Here is a 24,249-nt window from a genome sequence, read left to right on the forward strand (position 1 = left end):
CCGCTCCGGCATTCACAGATGACCTGTATCAAGGAGTAAGCAATGAGCGAGATCTACCTGGGTGTGAACATCGACCATATCGCCACCCTGCGCAACGCCCGCGGCACCCAGTATCCGGATCCGGTACAGGCCGCCTTCGTGGCCGAGCAGGCCGGTGCCGATGGCATCACGGTCCACCTGCGGGAAGATCGCCGCCACATCACCGACCGGGACGTGGAGATCCTGCGCCAGACCATCCAGACCAGGATGAACCTGGAGATGGCGGTGACCGAGGAGATGATCGCCATCGCCTGCCGCATCAAGCCCCACTTCGTCTGCCTGGTGCCGGAGAAGCGCACCGAGGTGACCACCGAGGGTGGTCTGGACGTGGCGGGCCAGCTGGACAAGGTGACCGATGCGGTGACCCGTCTTGCGGCCGTCGGTGCTCAGGTATCCCTCTTCATCGATGCGGATCCGTTGCAGATCGATGCGGCCGCCGCGAGCGGTGCTCCCTTCATCGAGATCCACACCGGCCGCTACGCCGATGCCACCACGGATGCCGAGCGCAACGCCGAGTTCAAGCGCATCGCCGCCGGTGCTTCCTACGCCGCTGGCAAGGGCTTGAAGGTCAATGCGGGCCACGGTCTGCACTACCACAACGTCAAGGCTATCGCCGCCATCCCCGAGCTCTATGAGCTCAACATCGGTCACGCCATCATCGGCCGCGCCGCCTTCGACGGTCTGGCCAAGGCGGTCAGCGACATGCGTGCGCTGATGCAGGAAGCCCGTCAGGGGATCTGATGCCGTTCGCAGGTATCGCAACCACAAGGGACGCTTCGGCGTCCCTTGTGGTTTTCAGGAGTGGAAGGCGGGGTGAACCCCGAGCTCATCTGGCATGGGGCCGGGCATCCGTGTGCAGAGGGCGAAAGGGAAGGGGCGTCTCAGCCTGGCTCCGGGAAGTAGCGCTCCAGCAGGGCGGTGAGGATGGCCTGGCACTCGGCATCCGGCTCGCCGGTGACCAGGGCGGGGCGAAAGTGAAGCTGGAAGGCGCGCAGGACGGCGCGGCTCTGCTCATCCCAGGCGCCGTGCTGGGGTAGGCCGTAGCCGTAACGGGCAAGCTGCTGCTGCCATTGCAGCGCATCCCAGGGATTGAGCTGCGTCTGGCGCAGCTCGGCCACCCGGGCCTCGTCGGGCCAGGCGCCGACACCGTAGCGCAGGGCGAGCTCGCGCCAAGGGAACCGGGGGCCGGGATCTTGCTTGCGCTCGGGGGCGACATCGCTGTGGGCCAGCACCTGGGTGGGGGGGATCTGGTAGCGTTCGATCAGATCCCGGGCGAGGGCGCCGAGGGCGGCGATCTGGGCAGGGGGATAGGGTTGCCAGTGTCTCAGATGGGCGGGCAGGGCCGCGTCTTTCTCGTCATACCCGAGATTCACTATCTCGATACCGAGCGAACTGGCGTTGAGCCCGGCGTAGTGATGCCAGCGACTGCGTCCGGCGTGCCAGGCCCGCTGGCTGTCGGGCACCAGCTGGTAGACCGGGAACGGTTGCTCGTCGGTGTCGCGGGGGATCAGGTAGTGGGCGCTCACCTTGTGCTCCGGCTCGGTCAGCAGGCGCAGGGAGCGGGCATCCTCTTCATCCGTGTAGTGCAGGATGAGAAAGGCGATGCGCTCGTTCTGGCTGGCGCTCTGATGCTCCTGATTGAGACGATAGGGTGCAGGCTGGCAGGCGCCGAGCAGCAGGATGAGGGGCAGTGACCAGAACCAGCGCGCCGCGAACCGGCACACGCCGCCGCTCGCCGACGGGCGTGGAGTCAGCAGGCGGCGCCAGCCCATGGTCTAGCCTCGCACCTGGCCGGAGGCGGTCATCAGGGCCCGGGCCTGTATTTGGCGGTGAGGCCAATCAGGAAGTTGCGCAGGATCTGATCCCCGCAATCCTGATAGTGCTTGTGATCCCTGGCGCGGAACAGGGCGCTCAGCTCGGACTTGGAGAGGTTGAAGTTCGCGAGCTTGAGGGTGCCCAGCATCTCCTCTTCCTTGTAGTTGAGGCCGATGCGCAGCTTGCGCAGGATCAGGTTGTTGTTGATCCGGTTCGGGATCACCTGGGGCGGGGCATCTTCTCGCACACCGCGGCGCAGGGCGATGAAGCCGTCGAGGAACTGGCTCAGTGCCGAGTCCGGGCAGGCGGCGAAGCCCGCTTCCTGTGCCTCGCCCTCTTCGGCCTCTTTCATCAGCCAGCCGTGCAACTGGGCATGGGTGATGGCCAGATTGCCCTTGGCAAAGATCTCGACCATCTGGTCGTTGCTGATGCTGAGGGCATAGCGCAGGCGGCGCAGAATATCGTTGTTGGTCATGTTGACTCCTGTGGAAACGGTGCAGATGTTACCACCTGCCGCCTGTCCAGTCAGAAAAAGCGCCTCAGTCGGTCAGGGCCAGGTAGCGGGGGGCCTCTTGCCTCACCTGCTCCAGAGCATCCTGCAGCTCCAGCAATTCGGGCTCCAGATCGCTCACGGCGACCCCGTCGCGCAGCTGCTGCTCGAGCTGGGAGAGCAGGCGTTGCAGACCCGGCACCCCGGAGTAGGCGCAGCCACCGTTGAGGCGGTGGAGCTGGGCCAGCACGTCTGCATCGTCGACACTCCCTTCCAGCGCCGCCGCCAGGATGGGCTCCACCTCGTCGAAGCTGGCCACCAGCATGGTCAGCATCTCCCGGGCGAGGGCTGGCTTGCCGGCGGCCTGACGCACGGCGAGGGGCCAGTCTATCTGCTGATCCCCGTGATTCTGGTGCCGCCGGTGAGCGAAGTCGGTGATGAGCTGCGCCAGCATCCCCTCGTCGATGGGTTTGGCTAGGTAGTCGTCCATGCCCTGGCGAATGAGGCGCTCCCGCTCACCGGGAATGGCATGGGCGGTGACCGCGACGATGGGGGTCTCGGTGTTGAGGGAGTGGTGGCGGATCGCCTGGGTGGCGCTGATGCCGTCCATGACGGGCATCTGGATATCCATGAAGATGATGTCGAACGGCTGGCTCTGGGCCAGGTTGACCGCCTCCTTGCCGTTCTTGCACACCACCACCTCGGTCACCATCTCCTTGAGCATGGCGGCGATGAGCTTGAGGTTGGCGGCGTTGTCATCCACCGCCAGCACCTTGACCGCCTGCACGCTGCGCGGCGTCGGCGCGGGCAGGGGGGCACGGCGTACCGCCTCGGGGGAGAGCAGAGCGTGCAGCAACTTGCGATGGTTGATGGGCTTGGAGAGGCAGTGGACGGCGCCGTGGGCCAGCATGGCGTCGTAGAGGGCCGGCTCGTGGCTGCTGAGCAGCACTATGGTGTTCTGCTGGCCGTCCAGTCCGTCGAGACGGGCAATCACCTGCTGTGGGCTGTGCAGGGTGCTGCTGCCGATGAGCACCATGTCCTGGCTGTTCATCGGGGGCCACTCCTCGTCCACCGTCAGGGAGTGCACATCCAGGTGCCACTCTCCCAACAGGGCGAGCAGGGAGGCGTGAGTGAAGGGATCCGGCTCCAGCAGCCAGACCCGCTTGCCCTGGATGCGATCCAGCGGAAGCCGCTCGCTCTGTGGCAGGGGAGAGACATCCAGATCCAGGTGGAACGAGAAGACCGACCCCTTGCCGAGTTCGGATTCGAAGCGGATCTGGCCCCCCATCTGCTGCACCAGCTTCTGGGTGATGACGAGCCCGAGCCCGGTGCCCCCATAGCGGCGGGAGATGGAGGAGTCTGCCTGGTTGAAGGCCTGGAACAACTGGCGCTGCTGCTCTTCCGAGATGCCGATGCCGGTATCGCGAATCAGCACCCGCAGGCGCACCTTGTTGCCGCTGGATTCCCCGGTCTTCTCGACACGCACGTCCACGTTGCCGCGCTCGGTGAACTTGATGGCGTTGCCGGTGAGGTTGGTGAGCACCTGCTGCAGACGCATGGGGTCGCCGGTGAGGTAGTCCGGCACGGCGGCATCCACCTGGAGGGAGAGTTCGAGCTGCTTGTCGTGGGCGCTCGGCCCCAGCAGGTGCATGGTCTCGTTGAGGGTATCCCGCAGGCTGAAGGGGATGTGCTCGAGCTGTAGCTTGCCCGCCTCCAGCTTGGAGAAGTCGAGGATGTCGTTGATGATCCCAAGGAGGTTGCGCGCCGACTTCTCGATGGTCTGCATGTAGTCGGTCTGGCTCGGGGTCAGACTGGTCTTGAGCAGTTGGCGGGTGAAGCCGATGACCCCGTTGAGCGGGGTGCGCAGCTCGTGGGACATGTTGGCGAGGAACTCGGACTTGACCCTGGCCGCCTCCTGGGCGCGCTTCTTCGCCATGTCGAGCTCGACGTTCTGGATCTCGATCTGCTCGAGGGTCTCCCGCAGATCCGACGTCGCCTGATCGATGTTCTGCTGCATCTCCTCGTGATATTCGGAGAGCGCCTTGGCCATGGCGTTGATGCCGTTCTTGAGCATGTCCAGCTCGCCGGTGAGCTGGCCGCTGACCCGGGTATCGAGCCGCCCCTCCCTGATCCGGTGCACCGCCTGCACCATGTCGGTGATGGGCTGGGTCACGCTCTTGACCAGACGGAAGCCGAACAGGGCGCTGATGGCCAGCCCGATGAGCACGATGATGACCGCGAAGAAGGCGTCGCGGTACTGCAGGACGATGGCCCTGTCCGTGGCAAGTTGCATGGAGATGTAGCCGATGACCGGCGGCTCCAGATCGCTTGGCAGCGGGAAGCCGTCCAGGCTGGTCTCTGCCTGGATGGGGGTGCGCAGTATGATGTCATCGCCGTTGACGGAGACGCTGGTCAGGGCCGGGATGACGCTGCCGTCCGGCAGACGAAGCTGGCTGAAGTCCCTGTGGTAGTTGGACGTCACGAACAGCTGGTTCTCCTGGGTGAAGACGGCGATGGACTTGATGAAGGGCGAGTTCTTGCGATGGGTGAGCCCGATCAGCCGCTTGAGGGATTCGCGGCTGTGCTGTGTCATGCCGTATTCGCTGGCGATGGCCAGGGGCTCGATGATGTTGATGCCCTGATCGATGAGGTTGTTTTCCAGCTGCTGATAGCGGTGGAAGGTGAAATAGCCGGCGATGAGGCCGCCGATGATGAGGGTCGGCAAGATGGTGAAGGCCAGCACCCGGGCCCTGAGACCGTACTTGGTCATGCCGCCGACCCGCCTTTCGCAAGAGAAGCCATGACCCGGGGCGCATGCAGGCACCGGGGTCGGGCAGGCAATACAGTCACTGTCGCTGTACGGGGTCTCAGGCCGTATCCGGTCATATCAATGGGCCACTTTTGGTCAGAATGGACGATGGGGCGGATGCCGCGGCTCGGGCCCTCAGGCCGTATTTGGTCATACGATTATTCTTGTGGGACAATGGTCTGCCGCAGATTCCACAATCATGACATAGCCACCTATAGGCACCAAGTTTTATGGCCCAGTTTTTCAAGCCCCAAAAGAAATCCACCCAGCCCCAACGTATTGAATTTACGGTAGACAGTCTGGATCACCACTGTGTCGGCATCGGCCGTCATCAGGGCAAGGCCATCTTCGTCGAAGGGGCGCTGCCCGGCGAGGCCATCAAGGCTCGCATCATCGACGACAAGAAGCACTATGCTCACGCCGCCCTGCAACAGGTGGTGACCCCGGCGGCCAACCGGGTCGCCCCCTTCTGCGACCACTATCGCGAGTGTGGCGGTTGCAGTGCCCAGCACTTGGGAGAGGGAGATCAACTGGCGGCCAAGGAGGCGGGACTGGTCAGCCTGTTCGAGCGCCTTGGCAACATCCAGGCGCCGGCGCTGGCACCTGCGCTGACGGGGGAGCCCCGCGCCTACCGCCGGGTCTGCCGTCTGGCCATCAAGTTTGACAAGAACGGTCGCTGCACCCGGGTGGGCTTTCGTCGTCGCCAGTCGAACGATCTGGTAGAGATTGCCGGCTGCCCTGTGCTGGCCGAGCCCCTCTCTGCCCTTATCGCCCCTCTGCGCGAATGCCTCAATCGGCTGAAGAGCCAGCGCGAACTGGGCCATGCGGAACTCATTCAGGGGGAGCAGGGCATTCTGATGCTGCTGCGCCACACCGGTCGCCCCACCGAGGCGGACCGGGCGCACTTGACTGAGTTTGCCACCGCCCAGGGGATAGACCTCTATCTGCAGGCGGCGGACGAGCAGATCGAACCTCTGCGTCAACAGTCTCAGCCAAGTTACACGCTGGATGGCCTGTCTCTTGCATTCGCTCCCGGCGACTTCATCCAGGTCAACGGGCCCGTCAACCAGCGCATGGTGGAGCAGGCATTGAGCTGGCTCGACGCAGGCAAGGATGACAAGGTGCTGGACCTCTTCTGCGGCATCGGCAACTTCACCCTGCCGCTGGCCCGTCAGGCCCGCGAAGTGGTGGGGGTGGAAGGGGAGCTCGCCATGGTGACGCGTGCACAGGAGAATGCCCGCCGCAACGGCATCGACAACGCCCGCTTCTACAAGGCGGACTTGAGCGGCGACATCGTAGGCATGTCCTGGGCCCGGGAAGGGTTCGATCTGGTACTGCTGGATCCGGCCAGACCCGGGGCGCTGGAGGTGATGAGCCACGTGGTGGCACTTTCCCCCAAACGGGTGGTCTATGTTTCCTGTAACCCGGTCACCCTGGCCCGTGACAGTCAGGTGCTGGTGCAGGGGGGCTACAAGCTGACCCGTCTAGGGATGCTGGACATGTTCCCCCACACCGGTCATCTGGAGTCCATGGCGCTGTTCGAACGGGGCTGAGTCGAGGCGACCGCATTATTCTGGATGAATCAAGATGCGGTCGTGATGATTTTTCGATGTGCATGATGCTGCCAGAGTGAGGTAAAACAGGTGTTTTTCGCTGCCTTCAACGGGCAGGGCAGCATGCGGTTATCTTGGTTTTCCAGCGGCGGCAGCGCTGTTTGAGCGGGAGTGATTAGGGTAATCTAGGTCGTCGATAGTGGGTCGGATGCGGGGAAGAGCCCTGTCACCTTGCGCGGTGACATGCCTTGAAAACTCTTTCATGCATCCCCATTTGAGGCAGTCATCAGTTGATGAGGGGATGAGGAGAGCATCGGCTTTCGACCCCACACTTTTAAGGATTGATACCATGGTTGCGGTGCGCGATATTCATTTGAAAGACAATTTCACTCTGGATGAGTGGGTCAGTTCCCTTACCCTGAGTGAAAGTGACAAGAATCAGCTGCGAACCGTCTACCAGTATTGCCTGACCCTGGGTGACGAAGCGCTCACCAACCGCCTGCTGGTGCGCGGGGTCGAGATGGTGGGCATCCTGCTGATGCTCAGCATGGATCTCGCCACCCTCAAGGCCGCCATTCTCTATCCCTTCGTCGAAGCCGGTCTCATCAGCCAGGAAAAGGTGAACGAGGACTTCGGCCCCAAGATCGCCAAGCTGGTGGAAGGGGTGCTGGAGATGGAGGCCATCCGCTCCCTGCAAACCCTTCACCGCAGCGAAACCTCGCCGGAGCAGGTGGACAACGTGCGCCGCATGCTGCTCGCCATGGTCGAGGACGTGCGCGCCGTGGTCATCAAGCTGGCGGAGCGCATCGCCTGCCTGCGTGAGGCGAAGAAAGCGGATGAGGAGACCCGGGTGCTGATGGCCCAGGAGATCACCAACATCTATGCCCCCCTTGCGAACCGCCTCGGTATCGGTCAGCTCAAGTGGGAGCTCGAGGATCTCGCCTTCCGCTACCTGCACCCGGACACCTACAAGCAGATCGCCAAACAGCTGGATGAGAAACGCCTCGATCGCGAGCGCTACATCCGCGAATTCGTGCAGTCCCTGCGCGATGCCCTGGCCGAGGCCGGCGTCGAGGCCGAGGTCTATGGCCGACCGAAACACATCTACAGCATCTGGCGCAAGATGCAGAAGAAGCACCTCGAATTCAACGAGCTGTTCGATGTGCGCGCGGTGCGGGTGATCACCAAGCGGCTGCAGGATTGCTACGCGGCGCTCGGTATCGTTCACACCCATTTCCACCATATTCCCCGCGAATTTGACGACTATGTCGCCAATCCCAAGCCCAATGGCTACCAGTCCATCCACACCGTGGTGGTGGGGGAGGAGGGCAAGACGGTGGAGATCCAGATCCGTACCGAGCAGATGCATCAGGATGCGGAGCTCGGTGTCGCCGCGCACTGGCGCTACAAGGAAGGGGCCCAGGCCGCTGCCAAGACCAGCACCTTCGAAGACAAGATCGAATGGCTGCGCAAACTCCTCGCCTGGCAGGAGGATCTCTCGGAGAGCGGCTCCTTGCTGGACGATCTGCGCAGTCAGGTGTTCGAGGACAGGGTTTATGTCTTCACTCCCAAGGGCGATGTCATCGACCTGCCGGCAGGGGCGACGCCGCTCGACTTCGCCTATCACGTGCACAGCATGATCGGTCACCGCTGCATCGGCACCAAGATCGACGGTCGTATCGTCCCCTTCACCTATACGCTACAGACCGGCGACCAGGTGGAGGTGATCACCCAGAAGGAGCCGAACCCGAGCCGCGACTGGATGAACCCGAACGCCGGCTTCCTGCGCTCCAGCCGGGCGCGGGCCAAGGTGGCCACCTGGTTCAGAAAGCTGGACCGGGACAAGAACATCGCCGCTGGCAAGGAGCTGCTGGAGAAAGAGCTGGACAGACACAACCTCACCCTATCCAAGGTGGACAAGGTGGTGCTGGAGCGCTTCCATGCGGAGGAGCTGGAAGATTTGCTGGCCGGTATCGGCAGCGGCGACATCCGCATCAACCAGCTGCTCAATTATCTGGACACCCGCTACAACAAGCCGACGGCGGAAGAAGAAGATCGCCGTCTGCTGGAGAAGCTGGAGCAGAAGGCCAATGTGCCCTTCCGCCCCAAACCCAAGGATCACATCGTGGTGGAAGGGGTGGGCAACCTGATGACTCACATCGCCCGCTGCTGCCAGCCCATCCCGGGGGACGCCATCCAGGGCTTCATCACCATGGGACGGGGGGTTTCCATCCACCGGGAGGATTGCGAGCAGCTCAAGGAGCTGTCGCGTCGCAACCCGGAGCGCTTGATCGATGCGGTCTGGGGGGAGAACTACTCCGGCGGTTACGGTCTCACCATCCGCATTCTCTCCAACGACAGGTCCGGCCTGCTGCGCGACATCACCACCGTGCTCGCCAACGAGAAGATCAACGTGATGGGAGTGCGTTCGCGCTCCAACGTGCGCGAGCAGACCGCCGAAATAGACATGGAGCTGGAGATTTACAACATCAACGCCTTCAACCGGGCGTTGGCCAAGCTCAGTCAGCTCAACGACGTGATCAGCGCCAAGCGGCTGTAATGCTCAACCGACCGGCCCCAGTGGCCGGTCTGCATTTTCTCCCTCCTTGCAGAGCATTGAAGACGGATATCACGCGCCCCATCTCCGTCCGCCATGGCTCCAGATCATGTGGAACAGTGGCGTGAGCGGATATTCATGAACCCCATTTACCGAATCGAAAGTGAGTTGCCCATGTCCCAACGCTACGACCTTCCCCAACTGCTCGACATCATGGCCAGATTGCGTGACCCGAACGGGGGCTGCCCCTGGGATCTCAAGCAGAGCTTCCAGACCATAGTGCCGCACACCCTGGAGGAGGCCTACGAGGTGGCGGATGCCATCGAGAGCGAAGATTGGCAAGGGCTGAAGGGGGAGCTCGGTGATCTGCTGTTCCAGGTCGTGTTCTATGCCCAGCTCGGCAAGGAGCAGGGGTTGTTCGACTTTGCCGACATCGTCGATACCGTGAGCGAGAAGCTCATTCGCCGCCACCCCCATGTCTTCTCCGATGCCGACCTCGGTGACGAGCAGGCGGTAAAAGCGAACTGGGAGGCGGAAAAGGCCAAAGAGCGGGCGGCGCTCGACAAGGAGAGCGTGCTGGACGATATCCCCCTCTCCCTGCCTGCCCTGACCCGGGCAGCCAAGATCCAGAAGCGCTGCGCCACCGTCGGTTTCGACTGGAAGACCCTGGGGCCCGTGGTGGACAAGATCCACGAGGAGATCGAGGAGGTGATGGAAGAGGCGCTGATGGTCGACGTGGACGAGGAGCGGGTGAGCGACGAGCTCGGCGATCTCTTGTTTGCCACCGTCAACCTGGTGCGTCATCTGGGCAAGGATCCCGAGCAGGTGCTGCGGGCTGCCAACACCAAGTTTGAGTGTCGTTTTCGTCAAGTTGAACACTTTATTGCCGCAGAAGGTCTGAAAATGACGGATTGCTCCCTGGAGAAGCTGGACGAGGCCTGGAACAAGGCCAAGGAAACCGAGCAAAGTTGATTTGGCGCAAGACGGGGCGGCGGGGAGCCTGATAGATTTTTGTTCATTGTTTGGGAGTGGGGGTTTTGGTATACTGTTTCCCCGTCCTGCTTCATCCCCGAAGCACCCCTTAAAATTCCCTAAACTTCTTTCAGGTTCAGCATGACGACCAAATATATTTTTGTGACTGGTGGCGTTGTTTCATCCCTCGGCAAAGGCATTGCCGCAGCTTCTCTGGCAGCCATTCTGGAAGCCCGTGGTCTGGATGTGACCATCATGAAACTGGACCCGTACATCAACGTGGATCCGGGCACCATGAGCCCGACCCAGCATGGTGAAGTGTTCGTAACCGAGGACGGGGCCGAAACCGATCTGGATTTGGGCCACTACGAGCGTTTCATCCGCACCAAGATGACCCGCCGCAACAACTTCACCACCGGCCGCATCTATGCAGACGTGCTGCGCAAGGAGCGTCGTGGTGACTATCTGGGCGCCACCATCCAGGTGATCCCGCACATCACCAACGCCATCAAGGAGCGGGTGATTGCCGGTGCCGAAGGCCATCAGGTTGCCATCGTCGAAGTGGGCGGTACCGTGGGCGACATCGAGTCCCTGCCGTTCCTTGAAGCCATTCGTCAGCTGGCGGCCATCGTGGGTCGCAACAATGCCATGTTCATGCACCTGACCCTGGTTCCTTACCTGGCCGCCGCCGGCGAGGTGAAGACCAAGCCGACCCAGCACTCCGTGAAGGAGCTGCTCTCCATCGGTATCCAGCCGGATGTGCTGATCTGCCGCTCCGACCGCGCCATTCCGGCCAACGAGCGTGCCAAGATCGCCCTGTTCTGCAACGTGCCCGAGCGCGCCGTCATCTCCATGAAGGATGTCGACTCCATCTACAAGATCCCGGCGCTGCTGAAATCCCAGGGGCTGGACGGCTACATCACCGAGCGCTTCGGCATCGAGTGCAAAGAAGCCGACCTGGCCGAGTGGGAACAGGTCATCTATGAAGAGGCCAACCCGACTGCCGAAGTCACCATCGGCATGGTGGGCAAGTATGTCTCCCTGCCGGACGCCTACAAGTCCGTCAACGAAGCGCTCAAGCACGGTGGCCTGAAGACCCGTCTCTCCGTCAACATCAAGTACATCGACTCCCAGGACATCGAGACCCGTGGCGCCGAGCTGCTGGAAGGTCTGGATGCGATCCTGGTACCGGGCGGCTTCGGCGAACGCGGCGTGGAAGGCAAGATCCTGGCCGCCAAATATGCCCGCGAGAACAAGATCCCGTACCTCGGTATCTGCCTGGGCATGCAGGTCGCCTTGATCGAATACGCCCGTAACGTGGCGGGCATGGAAGGGGCTCACTCCTCCGAGTTCAAGAAAGACAGCCCGTACCCCGTGGTCGGTCTCATCACCGAGTGGGTGGATGACGAAGGCAACGTCGAGACCCGGACCGAGAAGTCCGATCTGGGCGGTACCATGCGTCTGGGCTCCCAGCTCTGCCACCTGGTGGAAGACTCCAAGGTGCGTCAGATGTACGGCAGCCCGACCATTTACGAGCGCCACCGTCACCGTTATGAAGTGAACAACAAGCTGCTGCCGCAGATTGAAGCGGCAGGTCTGAAGGTGACCGGTCTCTCCGCCGACAAGAAGCTGGTGGAAATCATCGAGATCCCGGATCACCCCTGGTTCGTGGCCGCGCAGTTCCACCCGGAGTTCACCTCGACTCCCCGTGATGGCCACGCCCTGTTCGCCGGTTTTGTGAAGGCGGCGGGCGAGTATCAGAAGCGTAATTTGAAGTAATTGAAAATAAATGCGGTTGGGGCTCTGTGCCACAGCCGCTTTTTTTGGCATATTTTTGTTGTTTTTTTACGAAACCTGAGGAAATACACATGTCCAAGATCGTTAAAGTGATCGGTCGTGAAATCATCGACTCCCGTGGTAACCCGACCGTTGAGGCCGAAGTTCACCTGGAAGGTGGTTTTGTTGGTATGGCAGCCGCTCCGTCTGGCGCGTCCACCGGTTCCCGCGAAGCGCTGGAACTGCGTGACGGCGACAAGAGCCGTTTCCTGGGTAAAGGCGTGCTGAAAGCCATCGAAGCCGTCAACGGCCCGATCGCTCAGGCTCTGCTGGGTAAAGATGCCAAGGACCAGGCCACTGTCGACCAGATCATGATCGACCTCGACGGTACCGAGAACAAATCCAAGTTCGGCGCCAACGCCATCCTGGCTGTTTCCCTGGCCAACGCCAAAGCTGCCGCTGCTGCCAAAGGCATGCCGCTGTACGCCCACATCGCCGAGCTGAATGGCACCCCGGGTGTCTACTCCATGCCGCTGCCCATGATGAACATCATCAACGGTGGTGAGCACGCCGACAACAACGTCGACATCCAGGAGTTCATGATCCAGCCGGTTGGCGCCAAGACCCTGAAAGAAGCCGTTCGCATGGGCGCAGAAGTGTTCCACAACCTGGCCAAAGTGCTGAAGTCCAAGGGCTACAACACTGCCGTCGGTGACGAAGGTGGTTTCGCTCCGAACCTGAAATCCAACGCCGAAGCGCTGGAAGTGATCGCTGAAGCCGTTGCCGCTGCCGGTTACAAACTGGGCACCGACATCACCCTGGCCATGGACTGCGCTGCGTCCGAGTTCTACGACGCAGAGAAGAAAGAGTACAACCTGAAGGGCGAAGGTCGTGTCTTCACCTCCAACGGTTTCTCCGACTTCCTGGCTGACCTGACCACCAAGTTCCCGATCGTCTCCATCGAAGATGGCCTGGACGAATCCGACTGGGAAGGCTTCGCCTACCAGACCGCCGAACTGGGCAAGAAAATCCAGATCGTGGGTGACGACCTGTTCGTAACCAACACCAAGATCCTGAAGCGCGGTATCGACAACGGCATCGCCAACTCCATCCTGATCAAGTTCAACCAGATCGGTTCCCTGACCGAAACTCTGGCTGCCATCAAGATGGCCAAAGACGCTGGCTACACTGCCGTCATCTCCCACCGCTCCGGTGAGACCGAAGACGCGACCATCGCCGACCTGGCTGTGGGTACCGCTGCTGGCCAGATCAAGACCGGTTCCATGAGCCGTTCTGACCGTGTTGCCAAGTACAACCAGCTGATCCGTATCGAAGAAGCCCTGGGTGCCAAGGCTCCGTTCCGTGGTCTGAAAGAAGTGAAGAACCAGGCTTAATTTTCGCCTGCGCTCATGCTTCACAAAGCCCCGCCATCTGGCGGGGCTTTTTCGTTCTGCGCTTATGGGCGTGTGCGACCTGCATTTTTTATTCCGACCAACCCATCCGGCACACAGGCTTTCTTTTGTCTTGCCTGCGAATATGGGAAACTAGGCCGCTTGAAGGAGACTCAGTGCATGCGGCTACTCACTCTTATCCTGCTCCTCCTGTTGGGAGGGCTGCAATATGACCTCTGGCTGGGGAAAAACGGCCTCTCCGACTATCGGGAACTCTCCACCGCCATCGAGCGGCAGCAACAGGACAACCTGGTACTCAAGGATCGCAACAGTCTGATTTACCGGGAAATCGACGATCTTACCTCTGGCCTTGAGGCCATCGAGGAGTTGTCGCGCAACGATCTTGGCTATATCAAGCAGGGCGAGACCTTCTACCGAATCATTCCCAAAGAAAAGGATCAGGTGACGGAGCCTGATGGTGCCCCCTACGATGACTGATAGCCTGAGCGGCCTGACCGCCATCGTCCCGGCTGCCGGTATTGGCAGTCGCATGGGGGCCAGTTGCCCTAAGCAGTACCTTTCCCTGGCAGGGAAATGCATTCTGGAGCACACCCTGGAGCGTCTGCTCTCCCATCCCGCCATCGCCCGTGTGATCGTGGCGCTGGCGCCCCACGACCGCTGGTTTGAGACCTTGACCGCGGCAACCGATCCGCGGGTGCTGCGAGTGCAAGGGGGAAGCGAGCGTGCCTACTCCGTGCTCAATGCGTTGCACGTTGCAGAAGGGGAGTGGGCACTGGTGCATGACGCGGCCCGGCCCTGTCTGACCCACGAGGATCTCGATGCGCTCATTGCTGCCGCCATGGCCTCTGGCGGTGCCATCCTCGGCAGCCGGGTGCGCGATACCATGAAGCGCACCGATGCGGCCGGCAATATCCTCGCCACCGTGGATCGCGAGCAGCTCTGGCATGCCCTGACGCCCCAGATGTTTTTGGTCCGCCCCCTCAAGCGGGCGCTGGAGGAGGGGCTGGCGCTCGGCGCCGCCATCACTGATGAAGCCTCCGCCATGGAACGCGCCGGTTTCCCCGTGCGCATGGTGGAAGGGCGGGCCGACAACATCAAGGTGACCCGGCCGGAAGATCTCTCCCTGGCCGGGCTCTATTTACAGCAACAACGTGCGTGCCGGTCGGCACGACCCGATTCATCCCCAGAGGAGCAGGCATGATCCGCACCGGACATGGTTTTGATGAGACAGATTTCCGTGTATTGAGGAGGGCGCAGGCATGATGCGGATCGGACATGGTTTTGATGTTCACAAGTTTGGCGGGGTTGGTCCGTGCATGCTGGGCGGGGTGGCGGTGCCCTATGAACAGGGCCTGCTGGCCCACTCCGATGGCGACGTGGTGTTGCATGCGGTGAGCGATGCCCTGCTGGGGGCCATCGGCGCCGGCGACATCGGCCGCCACTTCCCCGATACCGCCGCCGAATTCAAGGGCATCGACAGCCGCATCCTGCTGCGGGATGTCTTTGCCCGCGTGCAGCTCGCAGGTTATGCCATCGGCAACCTGGATGTGACCATCATCGCCCAGGCCCCCAAGATGGCCCCCCATATCGACGCCATGTGCGCCGTGCTGGCCGCGGATCTGCAATGTGATTTGAACCGGGTGAACGTCAAGGCGACCACCACCGAACAACTCGGATTCACGGGGCGCAAGGAAGGGATCGCCACCGAAGCCGTCGTCTTGCTGGTGAAACAATGATGCTTGAACAACTTGCCTATCTGCACGGGACGCCCACTGCTCGCGGCATCCTCAAGGCCGAGGCCGCCGACTTCGTGGTCAATGAAGATCTCGGGTTTGCACCTTGCGGCGAGGGGGAACACATCTTCGTCCGGGTACGCAAAACCGGCGAGAATACCGCCTGGGTGGCTGGCCTGCTGGCCGATGCGGCCGGGGTTGCCCGCAATGCGGTGACCTGGGCTGGTCTGAAAGATCGCCATGCGGTGACCGAACAGTGGTTCGGCATCCATCTGCCGGGCAAGGGCGAGCCGGATCTCTCGGTCATCGAGAACGACAACATCCGGATCCTTGAGGTGAAGCGCCACAACAAGAAGCTGCGGGTCGGCTATCTCAAGGGCAACCACTTCACCCTGCGCCTCACCGGGCTGGAGCAGGCCGACGGGCTGGAATCCCGTCTGCAGGCGATTGCAACCCAGGGGGTGCCCAACTACTACGGCGAGCAGCGTTTCGGCCGCGGTGGCAACAACCTGGAGGCCGCCAAGGCGATGTTCGCCGGCAAGCGGGTCAAGGATCGCAACAAGCGCTCCCTCTATCTGTCCGCCGCCCGCAGCATGCTGTTCAATGCCATCGTCAGCGCCCGCATCGAGCAGGGGCTGGCCCATCAGCTGCTGGCTGGCGACTGCGTGATGCTCAAGGGCAGCCACTCCATCTTCAGTGAAGAGAGCGTGACCCCCGAGCTGGAGGCGCGCCTTGCCTCCGGGGACGTGCAGCTGACCGCTCCCCAGTGGGGCCGTGGCCGTCTGGCGAGCCAGGGCGCGGCTGCCGAGTTCGAGCAAGAAGTGCTGGCTCCTTATGGTGACTGGTGCGAAGGACTGGAGAAAGCCGGGCTGGATCAGGACAGGCGCCCGCTGCTGCTCAAGCCGGAGCAGATGAGCTGGCAACGGGAGGACGAGGTGCTGACCCTGTCGTTCTTCCTGCCGGCCGGCGCCTTTGCCACCAGCGTGGTACGCGAATTAATGCAGGCCGAAGAGGCCGATCACGGTTTCAGGAACTCAACCGATGCGAATTCTGGTCAGTAATGACGATGGGGTACACGCCGAGGGCATTCGCGCCCTCAGCGAGGCGTTGCGTGCCTGTGGCGAGGTCGTGGTGGTGGCACCGGATCGCAACCGCAGCGGTGCCAGCCACTCCCTGACGCTGGAAGTGCCGCTGCGGGTCACCCGCCTCGATGCGTCCAGTTTTCACGGCATCAAGAGTTATGCGGTCAAGGGGACGCCGACCGACTGCGTTCATCTGGCGGTTAACGAACTGCTGCGCCCTGAGCCCGACATGGTGGTGGCCGGTATCAATCACGGGGCCAACCTGGGGGATGACGTCATCTACTCGGGGACGGTGGCGGCCGCGACGGAAGGGCGCCATCTTGGTTTCCCCTCCATCGCCGTATCGCTGGTGGGCAAGACCCATTTCGCCAGTGCGGCCCACTACGCCGCCCAGCTGGTGCGGGGGCTGATGGTGCATCCGTTGCCTGCGGATCAGATCCTCAACGTGAATGTGCCGGATCTGCCGCTCGAGCAGATCAAGGGGATCAGGGTGACGCGTCTTGGCAATCGCCACCGGGCGGAGTCGGTGATCCGCACCGAGGATCCCCGTGGTCAGCCCGTCTACTGGATTGGCCCCCCCGGCAACCAGCAGGATGCAGGAGAGGGAACGGACTTTGCCGCCATCGAGCAGGGTTATGTCTCCATCACTCCCCTGACCATCGACATGACGGCCTACGGCAGTCTGTCGACCCTGGGCGCGTGGCTGGATCTGCAGGGATGACGTTGTGATAGTACAGCGCCTGTTGAATCAACTGATTGCCCAGGATGTCCGCGATTTCCGCGTATTGGCGGCGATTGCGAAGGTGCCGCGCCAGCTGTTCGTGGATGAGGCCATGGCCCACAAAGCCTGGGACAATACGGCCCTGCCCATCGGCCATGGGCAGACCATCTCCCAGCCTTACATCGTGGCGCGCATGACCGAGCTGCTGATCCAGAACGATCCGGCCCATGTGCTGGAGATCGGGACGGGATCGGGCTACCAGACGGCGGTACTGGCCCACCTGGTGGAGCATGTCTACACCATGGAGCGGATCAAGTCGCTGCAGTTTCAGGCCCGGCGCAGATTGCGCCAGCTCGATCTGCACAATGTGTCGGCCAAGCACGGCAATGGGTGGCTAGGTTGGCCCAACAAGGGCCCTTTCGACGCCATTCTGGTGACGGCGGCGGCCAGTGAGGTCCCCAAGGCCCTGACCGATCAGCTGGCTGACGGTGGTCGTCTGGTGTTGCCGGTGGGTGATGGTCAGCAGACCCTGCAGCTCATCGAGCGATCGGGCTCCCAGCTCACCAGCCGGATCCTGGAGCCGGTACGTTTCGTTCCCCTGATTGACGGAGATGTCGAGTGAAGTTGTTTTCCCGCCTTTATGTTCTGGTGATGCAGTGGGCACGCCACAAGTATGCCCCCTGGTATCTGGCCATCACCGCCTTTATTGAATCCATCTTCTGGCCCATCCCGGTGGATGTGATGCTGGCGCCCATGGCGCTCGGCAAACCTCATCGCGCCTGGCACTATGCCGCGCTGGCCACTCTCTTTTCGGTGCTGGGCGCCCTGTTTGGTTATCTGCTCGGCTATGCCCTGTGGGAGCCAGTGGTGCAGCCGCTGGTGACCTCGGTTGGCTATGAGGACAAGATTGCCCTGGCCGAGCAGTGGTTCGCGCAGTGGGGCATCTGGGTTATTTTTATTGCCAGCTTCACGCCGATCCCCTACAAGGTGTTTACCGTCACGGCTGGCTTGCTTCACATGGCACTGTTGCCTTTCATCCTGACCTCGCTAATCGGTCGTGGCATGCGCTTCTTCCTGGTTGCAGGTCTGATGCGCTGGGGCGGCGAGAAGATGGAGCGCAAGCTGATGCACTATGTGGATGTGCTGGGCTGGCTCTGTATTGGTTTGGCCGTTGCGGCCTATTTCTGGTTTAGTCGTTAAGGATCCACTATGTGTTCGCGTGTTTGGCAAGGTAGCGGTGTCGTCGTGTTGTCATGGCTGCTGCTTGCCTGTTCCTCCAGCAAGACTGCGGCTCCGGTGCACAGCCTGGGCAATGATCAGGTCGCTTCGACCATCCCCGTGCGTCAAGGTATGACCAAGCCCGGCATTGCAGGCAACGGGTACACCGTGGTCAAAGGAGACACTCTCTACTCCATTGCATTTCGTTCTGGCATGGATGTGGCTTCGCTTATCAGCATCAATGGCATCACTCCCCCCTATAACATTTATCCCGGCCAGCAGCTCAGGCTCGATGGCGCTTCCGCCCCCATGGCGGTGGCAACCGTCGGCAGCCCTGTCAGTCGTGGCAGCGTGACGGGGTCTGGTAGTTACGAGGTGCGCCGTGGCGATACATTGAGCAGCATCGGTCGCCAGTTCGGTCTTTCCAACCAGGCCTTGGCCCAGCGCAACAACCTCCAGGCTCCTTATGCATTGCACGTGGGCCAGGTGCTCAATGTGGGGGGCTCGGGTTCCTCGGGTGGTCAGATGGTGGCAGCAACCACACCGGTTGTGACCAGCACGGGGCCCAAACCCCTGGCCACGGCTCCGGCAGGTACGACCACACCATTTATTGCTCAGAAAACCATTGCTCCTGCCTCGTCAACAGCATACGCTCAGGCGAAAGAACAAAAAACCGTCAGTTCCTCGTCAACACTCTCCTGGCATTGGCCGACCAAAGGGCGGATCGTTGAAGGCTTCTCCGTTGCGGAACAAGGCAACAAGGGCATCGACATTTCCGGCCAGAAGGGCCAACCCATTTACGCTGCGAGCAGCGGCAAAGTGGTCTATGCGGGCAGTGCACTGCGAGGGTATGGCAAGCTGATAATTCTCAAGCACAACGATGACTACCTCTCCGCCTACGCTCACAACGATGAGTTGAGGGTCAAGGAGGGAGACACCGTGAAGGGCGGAGCGGTTATCGCCAATATGGGTAGCACGGATGCGCCGGATGTGCGCTTGCACTTTGAAATCCGGTACAAAGGCAAGTCGATCAACCCGATGGGCTATTTGCCAAAGCGTTAACTCAGAGAGCTGAGTCTTACTCTGGTGTAGGTCAGGGAGAGATATCATGAGCCAAGAACAACTGGTAATGCAGGATGCAGAGTTAGAGTTCGACGAGGAGCTGGAGGTTCAGGAGGAAGAAGAGGTTCAGGAAGTGGCGGCCGAAGCCGAAGAGACCATTTCCGATGAACTGATGGCGCCCGAGCTGAACAAGGTAATGGACGCCACCCAGCTCTATCTGGGGGAGATTGGTTTCTCCCCCTTGCTCACGGCCGAAGAGGAAGTCTACTACGCCCGCCGTGCTCTGCGTGGCGACAAAGCGGCGCGCAAGCGCATGATTGAATCCAACCTGCGCCTGGTGGTCAAGATTGCCCGGCGCTACAACAACCGCGGCCTGGTGCTGCTGGATCTCATCGAAGAGGGCAACCTCGGCCTTATTCGCGCAGTTGAGAAGTTTGACCCCGAGCGAGGCTTCCGTTTCTCTACCTATGCCACCTGGTGGATCCGCCAGACCATAGAACGGGCCATCATGAACCAGACCCGTACCATTCGTCTGCCCATCCATGTGGTCAAGGAGCTGAACGTCTATCTGCGCACTGCGCGCGAGCTTTCTCATCGTCTCGACCATGAGCCGACCGCCGAGGATATCGCCTCTGCACTGGATCGCTCTGTGGACGATGTGAATCGCATGCTCAAGCTCAACGAGAAGATCACCTCGGTGGATACTCCCATTGGTGGCGATCGCGACAAGGCGCTGCTGGATGTACTTTCCGACGAACGCGGCATGGGGCCCGAGCTGGAGTCCCAGGAAGATGACATGCGCAGCAGCATAGTGCACTGGCTGGAGGAGCTGAATCCCAAGCAGCGCGAAGTGCTGGCCCGCCGTTTCGGTCTGCTCGGCTATGAACCGGCCACCCTGGAAGACGTGGGCGCCGAGATTGGTTTGACCCGCGAGCGGGTGCGCCAGATCCAGGTGGAAGGGTTGCGCCGTCTGCGGGAGATCCTGCTGGGGCAGGGGCTCTCCATTGAGGCGCTATTCCGCACCAATTAAACGGGTATGAATACCGTCATCAAGATGAAAAAGGGGCCGCAGGCCCCTTTCTTTTTGTCGTGGATCTTCCGGATCATACCGGATCCAGAGTGTCCAGCGGCCAGCGCGGCACGGCCTTGACGACGAGGGGTTCGAAGACTCCCGCCTTCAGGCGTTGCATGCCGGCATAGGCGATCATGGCGCCGTTGTCGGTGCAGTATTCGGTGCGCGGGTAGAAGACTTCACCTTTGAGGCTCTCCATCAGCTCGGCCAGCTGGGCGCGCAGATGACGGTTGGCACTGACGCCGCCTGCCACGACCAGACGATTGAGACCGGTCTCTTTCAGGGCACGGCGGCACTTGATGGCCAGGGTGTCGACCACCGCATCCTCAAACGCCCGGGCGATGTCGGCACGGGTCTGTTCATCATCACCGTTGGCGGCAATGGTGTTGGCGGCGAAGGTCTTGAGACCGGAGAAGCTCATGTCGAGCCCGGGACGGTCGGTCATGGGACGCGGGAAGGTAAAGCGTCCAGTGGTGCCCTTTTCTGCCAGCCGGGAGAGCAGCGGACCACCGGGGTAGTCCAGACCCATCAGCTTGGCGGTCTTGTCGAACGCCTCACCGGCGGCATCGTCGATCGATTCGCCCAGCAGCTGGTAGCTGCCGATTCCATCGACCCGAACCAGCATGGAGTGGCCGCCGGAAACCAAGAGCGCTACGAAGGGAAACTCGGGGGCTCGCTCTTCCAGCATGGGGGCCAGCAGGTGCCCTTCCATGTGGTGTACGGCGATGGCCGGCTTGTCCCATGCCATGGCCAACGAGCGGCCTATGGTCGCCCCGACCAGGATGGCACCAACCAGACCTGGCCCCGCGGTATAGGCGATGCCATCGATGTCATCCTTGCCAAGTCCAGCCTCTTTCAAGGCGGCCTGGATCAAGGGGATCGTCTTGCGTACATGGTCCCGGCTGGCGAGCTCGGGAACAACGCCGCCGTAGTCCGCATGCAGCTTGACCTGGCTGTACAACTGGTGGGAAAGGATCCCTTTTTGATCATCGAAGATCGCGATCCCGGTTTCGTCACAGGATGTCTCTATGCCCAATACACGCATTGCTAAAAAATTTCACTGCTAAAATGAGACGGCTATGGTAACCTTCGCGGGTTTTTTAAACCAGAGCGATCTCTGCGGGTTTACTTTCATTCCCTGTCCAGAGTATAATTTCGCACCATTTTAAGACATGCTGATCGATTGAAGGTCAGCTAACAATTTATCACTGAGGTGAAAGGCACATGCCAGTAATCAAAGTCCGTGAAAATGAGCCGTTTGACGTTGCTCTGCGTCGCTTCAAGCGTTCTTGCGAAAAGGCCGGTATCCTGTCCGAAGTTCGTAGCCGTGAGTTCTACGAGAAGCCGACTACCATTCGCAAGCGCGCCAAAGCGTCCGCTGTCAAGCGTCACGCCAAGAAGCTGTCCCGCGAAAACGCACGTCGTATCCGCCTGTACTAATCAAGGGATCATGCCGTGTCTCTGAAGGATCAACTCAAGGATCAGCAAAAGCTCGCCATGCTTGCCAAAGACAAGCCTCGGTTGGGTGCTATCCGCTTGTTGATGGCAGAAATCAAGCAGCGTGAAGTCGATACCCGTGTCGAGCTCAACGATGAAGAGATCATCGCTGTCGTGACCAAAATGGTCAAACAGCGTCGCGATTCCATCAGCCAGTTTGAAGCTGCCGGTCGCCAGGATCTCGCCGACAAAGAGTCCGCCGAGATCGTTGTGCTGCAGGAGTTCCTGCCACAACAGCTGACCGCAGACGAAATTGCCGCCCTGATCGAGCAAGCCATCACTGAAAGTGGTGCTGCCGTCATGGCTGACATGGGTAAAGTCATGGCTGTCTTGAAGCCAAAAATTCAGGGGCGTGCCGATGTCGGCGCCGTCAGTGCTCAGGTGAAAACCCGCTTGGCGTAACAGGCAACTCTCTTGTTTGGTTGAAGAAGCCGTGCTTCCCATTGGAATGCGCGGCTTTTTTATTTCCTATGCAATGAAACAGGACGGTTATGGCTGGCAGGATCCCGCAATCCTTTATCGATGATCTGCTTGTACGCACGGACATAGTCGAGTTGATCGACTCCCGTGTGCGGTTGAAGAAAGCCGGTAAGAACTACCAGGCTTGCTGCCCTTTTCATAACGAAAAAAGTCCCTCCTTTACCGTCAGCCAGGAGAAGCAGTTCTATCACTGTTTCGGTTGTGGTGCCCACGGCAATGCTATCGGCTTTGTCATGGAGTACGACGGCCTGGAATTCCCCGATGCCATCGAAGAGCTGGCAAGCCTGCACGGCATGCAGGTCCCCCGTGAGCAAACGGCGGGTGGATCAAGCCATAGCCAACCAGCCGTCAGCAAGGATCTGTTCGAGCTGATGAACCAGATTGCGCGCTTCTACGAGAGCAATCTCAAGAACGCGCCTCAGGCGGTGGAGTATCTGAAAGGCCGGGGCCTGACTGGCGAGGTGGTCAAGCGCTTCAACATCGGTTATGCCCCTGGGGACTGGGATCAGGTGCGTCGCCGCTTTGGCGCCAGTAGGGATCACGAACAACTGCTGATTTCGGGCGGTATGCTGATCCCCCGTGACAGCGGCCCGGGCAGCTACGATCGTTTCCGCGATCGCATCATGTTTCCGATCCGGGACAAACGCGGCCGGGTCATCGGCTTCGGTGGCCGAGTGCTGGGGGATGGCACGCCCAAGTACCTGAACTCCCCCGAAACCCCCATCTTCCACAAGGGGCGAGAGCTGTTCGGCCTTTATGAGGTCAAGCAGGCACACAAGGATCCGCGCCGGATCCTTGTGGTGGAAGGCTACATGGATGTGGTGGCGCTCGGCCAGTACGACATCGACTATGCGGTGGCGGCACTGGGGACTGCGACCACCAGCGATCACATCCACACCCTGTTCCGTACCACGGCAGAGGTGGTCTGTTGCTACGACGGCGACAACGCCGGTCGGGAAGCGGCCTGGCGGGCGCTGGATAACGCGCTCTCCCACCTGCAGGACGGCCGTGAACTCAAGTTCGTCTTTTTGCCGGATGGCGAGGATCCCGACTCGCTGGTACGCCAGATCGGCAAGGAGGGGTTCGAAGCGCTGCTCGACAAGGCCCAGTCGTTTGCGGATTTCATGTTCGAACGCCTCGGGCGCGATGCGGCTCTTTCCGGTGAGGCAGGCAAGTTTGAAGTAGCCAACAAGGCCGCCGAGCTGATTCGTCGGGTACCGGAAGGTTTCACTCGCGAGGGGTTGATTACCCGACTCTCCAGCATGATGCGCTGGGGAGAAAACAAGCAGCGGATTGCCGAGCTGTTTGCCCGCAACAGCCAGCCCAAGGCGGAAGTTAACAAACCCAAGGCGACCAAACTGACGCCGATCCGCAGGGCTCTGGCCCTGATGGTGCAGTATCCGGCGATCACCGCCGAGCTGCCGGCCATGCCCGAGTTGGCCGGGCTGCGCCTGCAGGGGATCCCTTTCCTGCTGCAACTGCACCAGCAGATCCTGATCCAGCCGGGAGTGACAACGGGTATCCTGCTGGAGCATTGGCGCGGCACAAAAGAGGGAGAAATACTTGCCCAGCTGGCGATGCATGACCTGTTTGAAGAGGTAAAGCTCGACCAGGAGCCCGATATTTTGGGAGAATTACAGGATACCTTTGTCGGTTTCATCAACCTTTTCCTGAAGCAACGGATCGAAGAATTGCAGGCCAAGGTGGCGCAGGAAGGGCTAAGCTCTGAGGAAACTCAGGAGCTGATGATGCTGATCAGAGAGGTGCAGATTGAGAAAAGAAATGAGAGTGGGGCTTGATATTTGAGTGAGCAGTCCCAATATGAATAGCGTTGCCCGAATCGACGGGATTGAAAGCAAACACTTTATAACCACCTGGCCCCGACAACACTGCGGGCAGGGGTTTCTCATGACCGACGCCGCAACCAGACATAGCATGTCTGGCGGTTTTCTATTAGAATT

At 60.9% G+C, this 24,249-nt stretch carries 22 protein-coding genes; 18 read left to right on the plus strand and 4 right to left on the minus strand.

Features of this window, described 5'->3' with window-relative positions; all coding sequences use genetic code 11:
• Window positions 1–42: 42 nt before the first annotated feature.
• The gene (pdxJ, locus tag J9893_RS15835) at window positions 43–780 is read left to right on the plus strand and encodes a pyridoxine 5'-phosphate synthase (protein ID WP_201890308.1); all 738 of its coding nucleotides are present in this window, start codon (window positions 43–45) and stop codon (window positions 778–780) included.
• Between the two features lie 140 nt (window positions 781–920).
• Here pdxJ and J9893_RS15840 read toward each other — a convergent pair whose 3' ends face one another.
• From J9893_RS15840 to barA, 3 genes are all read right to left on the minus strand, one after another.
• Entirely contained in the window at window positions 921–1,811 is an 891-nt protein-coding gene (locus J9893_RS15840; RefSeq protein ID WP_210599747.1) for an N-acetylmuramoyl-L-alanine amidase, read from the minus strand.
• 32 nt (window positions 1,812–1,843) lie between these two features.
• Window positions 1,844–2,329, minus strand: a complete 486-nt coding sequence (locus J9893_RS15845; RefSeq protein WP_010675634.1) for a DUF1456 family protein — start codon at window positions 2,327–2,329, stop codon at window positions 1,844–1,846.
• 64 nt (window positions 2,330–2,393) lie between these two features.
• Entirely contained in the window at window positions 2,394–5,114 is a 2,721-nt protein-coding gene (barA, locus tag J9893_RS15850; protein WP_210599746.1) for a two-component sensor histidine kinase BarA, read from the minus strand.
• A 269-nt stretch (window positions 5,115–5,383) separates the two neighbouring features.
• Here barA and rlmD point away from each other — a divergent pair, with 269 nt between their 5' ends.
• The 14 genes from rlmD to rpoS all read left to right on the plus strand — a co-directional run bounded on the left by rlmD (window position 5,384) and on the right by rpoS (window position 20,269).
• Entirely contained in the window at window positions 5,384–6,706 is a 1,323-nt protein-coding gene (rlmD, locus tag J9893_RS15855; RefSeq protein WP_113068966.1) for a 23S rRNA (uracil(1939)-C(5))-methyltransferase RlmD, read from the plus strand.
• A 349-nt stretch (window positions 6,707–7,055) separates the two neighbouring features.
• Window positions 7,056–9,266 (plus strand): GTP diphosphokinase, encoded by a 2,211-nt coding sequence (relA, locus tag J9893_RS15860; protein WP_010675631.1) that lies wholly within the window; start codon window positions 7,056–7,058, stop codon window positions 9,264–9,266.
• 171 nt (window positions 9,267–9,437) lie between these two features.
• The gene (gene mazG, locus J9893_RS15865; RefSeq protein WP_210599745.1) at window positions 9,438–10,235 is read left to right on the plus strand and encodes a nucleoside triphosphate pyrophosphohydrolase; all 798 of its coding nucleotides are present in this window, start codon (window positions 9,438–9,440) and stop codon (window positions 10,233–10,235) included.
• A gap of 141 nt (window positions 10,236–10,376) precedes the next feature.
• Window positions 10,377–12,014, plus strand: a complete 1,638-nt coding sequence (gene pyrG / locus J9893_RS15870; protein ID WP_039041042.1) for a glutamine hydrolyzing CTP synthase — start codon at window positions 10,377–10,379, stop codon at window positions 12,012–12,014.
• 89 nt (window positions 12,015–12,103) lie between these two features.
• Entirely contained in the window at window positions 12,104–13,405 is a 1,302-nt protein-coding gene (gene eno / locus J9893_RS15875; protein ID WP_005335583.1) for a phosphopyruvate hydratase, read from the plus strand.
• A gap of 177 nt (window positions 13,406–13,582) precedes the next feature.
• Window positions 13,583–13,900, plus strand: coding sequence for a cell division protein FtsB (gene ftsB / locus J9893_RS15880; protein ID WP_010675628.1), 318 nt, complete (start codon window positions 13,583–13,585; stop codon window positions 13,898–13,900).
• The gene (ispD, locus tag J9893_RS15885) at window positions 13,893–14,624 is read left to right on the plus strand and encodes a 2-C-methyl-D-erythritol 4-phosphate cytidylyltransferase (protein WP_210599744.1); all 732 of its coding nucleotides are present in this window, start codon (window positions 13,893–13,895) and stop codon (window positions 14,622–14,624) included. The genes ftsB and ispD overlap by 8 nt, the downstream gene beginning before the upstream one ends.
• Window positions 14,625–14,682: 58 nt before the next feature.
• Window positions 14,683–15,159, plus strand: a complete 477-nt coding sequence (ispF, locus tag J9893_RS15890) for a 2-C-methyl-D-erythritol 2,4-cyclodiphosphate synthase (RefSeq protein WP_010675626.1) — start codon at window positions 14,683–14,685, stop codon at window positions 15,157–15,159.
• Window positions 15,159–16,217, plus strand: a complete 1,059-nt coding sequence (gene truD / locus J9893_RS15895; RefSeq protein ID WP_210599782.1) for a tRNA pseudouridine(13) synthase TruD — start codon at window positions 15,159–15,161, stop codon at window positions 16,215–16,217. The genes ispF and truD overlap by 1 nt, the downstream gene beginning before the upstream one ends.
• A complete protein-coding gene (gene surE / locus J9893_RS15900) occupies window positions 16,198–16,959 on the plus strand; it encodes a 5'/3'-nucleotidase SurE (protein ID WP_041211067.1) in 762 nt (253 codons plus the stop codon). The genes truD and surE overlap by 20 nt, the downstream gene beginning before the upstream one ends.
• 4 nt (window positions 16,960–16,963) lie before the next feature.
• Entirely contained in the window at window positions 16,964–17,581 is a 618-nt protein-coding gene (locus J9893_RS15905) for a protein-L-isoaspartate(D-aspartate) O-methyltransferase (protein WP_010675623.1), read from the plus strand.
• Complete coding sequence (locus J9893_RS15910; protein ID WP_010675622.1) at window positions 17,578–18,159, plus strand: YqaA family protein; 582 nt, start codon at window positions 17,578–17,580, stop codon at window positions 18,157–18,159. Before J9893_RS15905 ends, J9893_RS15910 begins: the two co-directional genes overlap by 4 nt.
• Before the next feature lie 9 nt (window positions 18,160–18,168).
• Window positions 18,169–19,239, plus strand: a complete 1,071-nt coding sequence (locus J9893_RS15915) for a LysM peptidoglycan-binding domain-containing protein (protein WP_039041047.1) — start codon at window positions 18,169–18,171, stop codon at window positions 19,237–19,239.
• Window positions 19,240–19,285: 46 nt separating this feature from the next.
• Window positions 19,286–20,269, plus strand: a complete 984-nt coding sequence (rpoS, locus tag J9893_RS15920; protein WP_010675620.1) for an RNA polymerase sigma factor RpoS — start codon at window positions 19,286–19,288, stop codon at window positions 20,267–20,269.
• Between the two features lie 73 nt (window positions 20,270–20,342).
• On the opposite strand, the gene tsaD is transcribed toward rpoS, so the two are convergent.
• Window positions 20,343–21,356, minus strand: coding sequence for a tRNA (adenosine(37)-N6)-threonylcarbamoyltransferase complex transferase subunit TsaD (tsaD, locus tag J9893_RS15925; RefSeq protein WP_010675619.1), 1,014 nt, complete (start codon window positions 21,354–21,356; stop codon window positions 20,343–20,345).
• Window positions 21,357–21,535: 179 nt separating this feature from the next.
• Between tsaD and rpsU the strand changes: the two genes are divergently transcribed.
• From rpsU to dnaG, 3 genes are all read left to right on the plus strand, one after another.
• Window positions 21,536–21,751 (plus strand): 30S ribosomal protein S21, encoded by a 216-nt coding sequence (gene rpsU, locus J9893_RS15930; protein ID WP_005309452.1) that lies wholly within the window; start codon window positions 21,536–21,538, stop codon window positions 21,749–21,751.
• Window positions 21,752–21,766: 15 nt separating this feature from the next.
• Window positions 21,767–22,210: a GatB/YqeY domain-containing protein gene (locus J9893_RS15935; RefSeq protein ID WP_210599743.1), complete on the plus strand. Its 444-nt coding sequence runs from the start codon at window positions 21,767–21,769 to the stop codon at window positions 22,208–22,210.
• An 89-nt stretch (window positions 22,211–22,299) separates the two neighbouring features.
• Window positions 22,300–24,087: a DNA primase gene (dnaG, locus tag J9893_RS15940; RefSeq protein WP_010675617.1), complete on the plus strand. Its 1,788-nt coding sequence runs from the start codon at window positions 22,300–22,302 to the stop codon at window positions 24,085–24,087.
• The last annotated feature ends 162 nt before the right edge of the window (window positions 24,088–24,249 follow it).

The organism is Aeromonas sp. MaB10011B, from assembly GCF_017939325.1.
Lineage (GTDB): Bacteria > Pseudomonadota > Gammaproteobacteria > Enterobacterales > Aeromonadaceae > Aeromonas > Aeromonas caviae.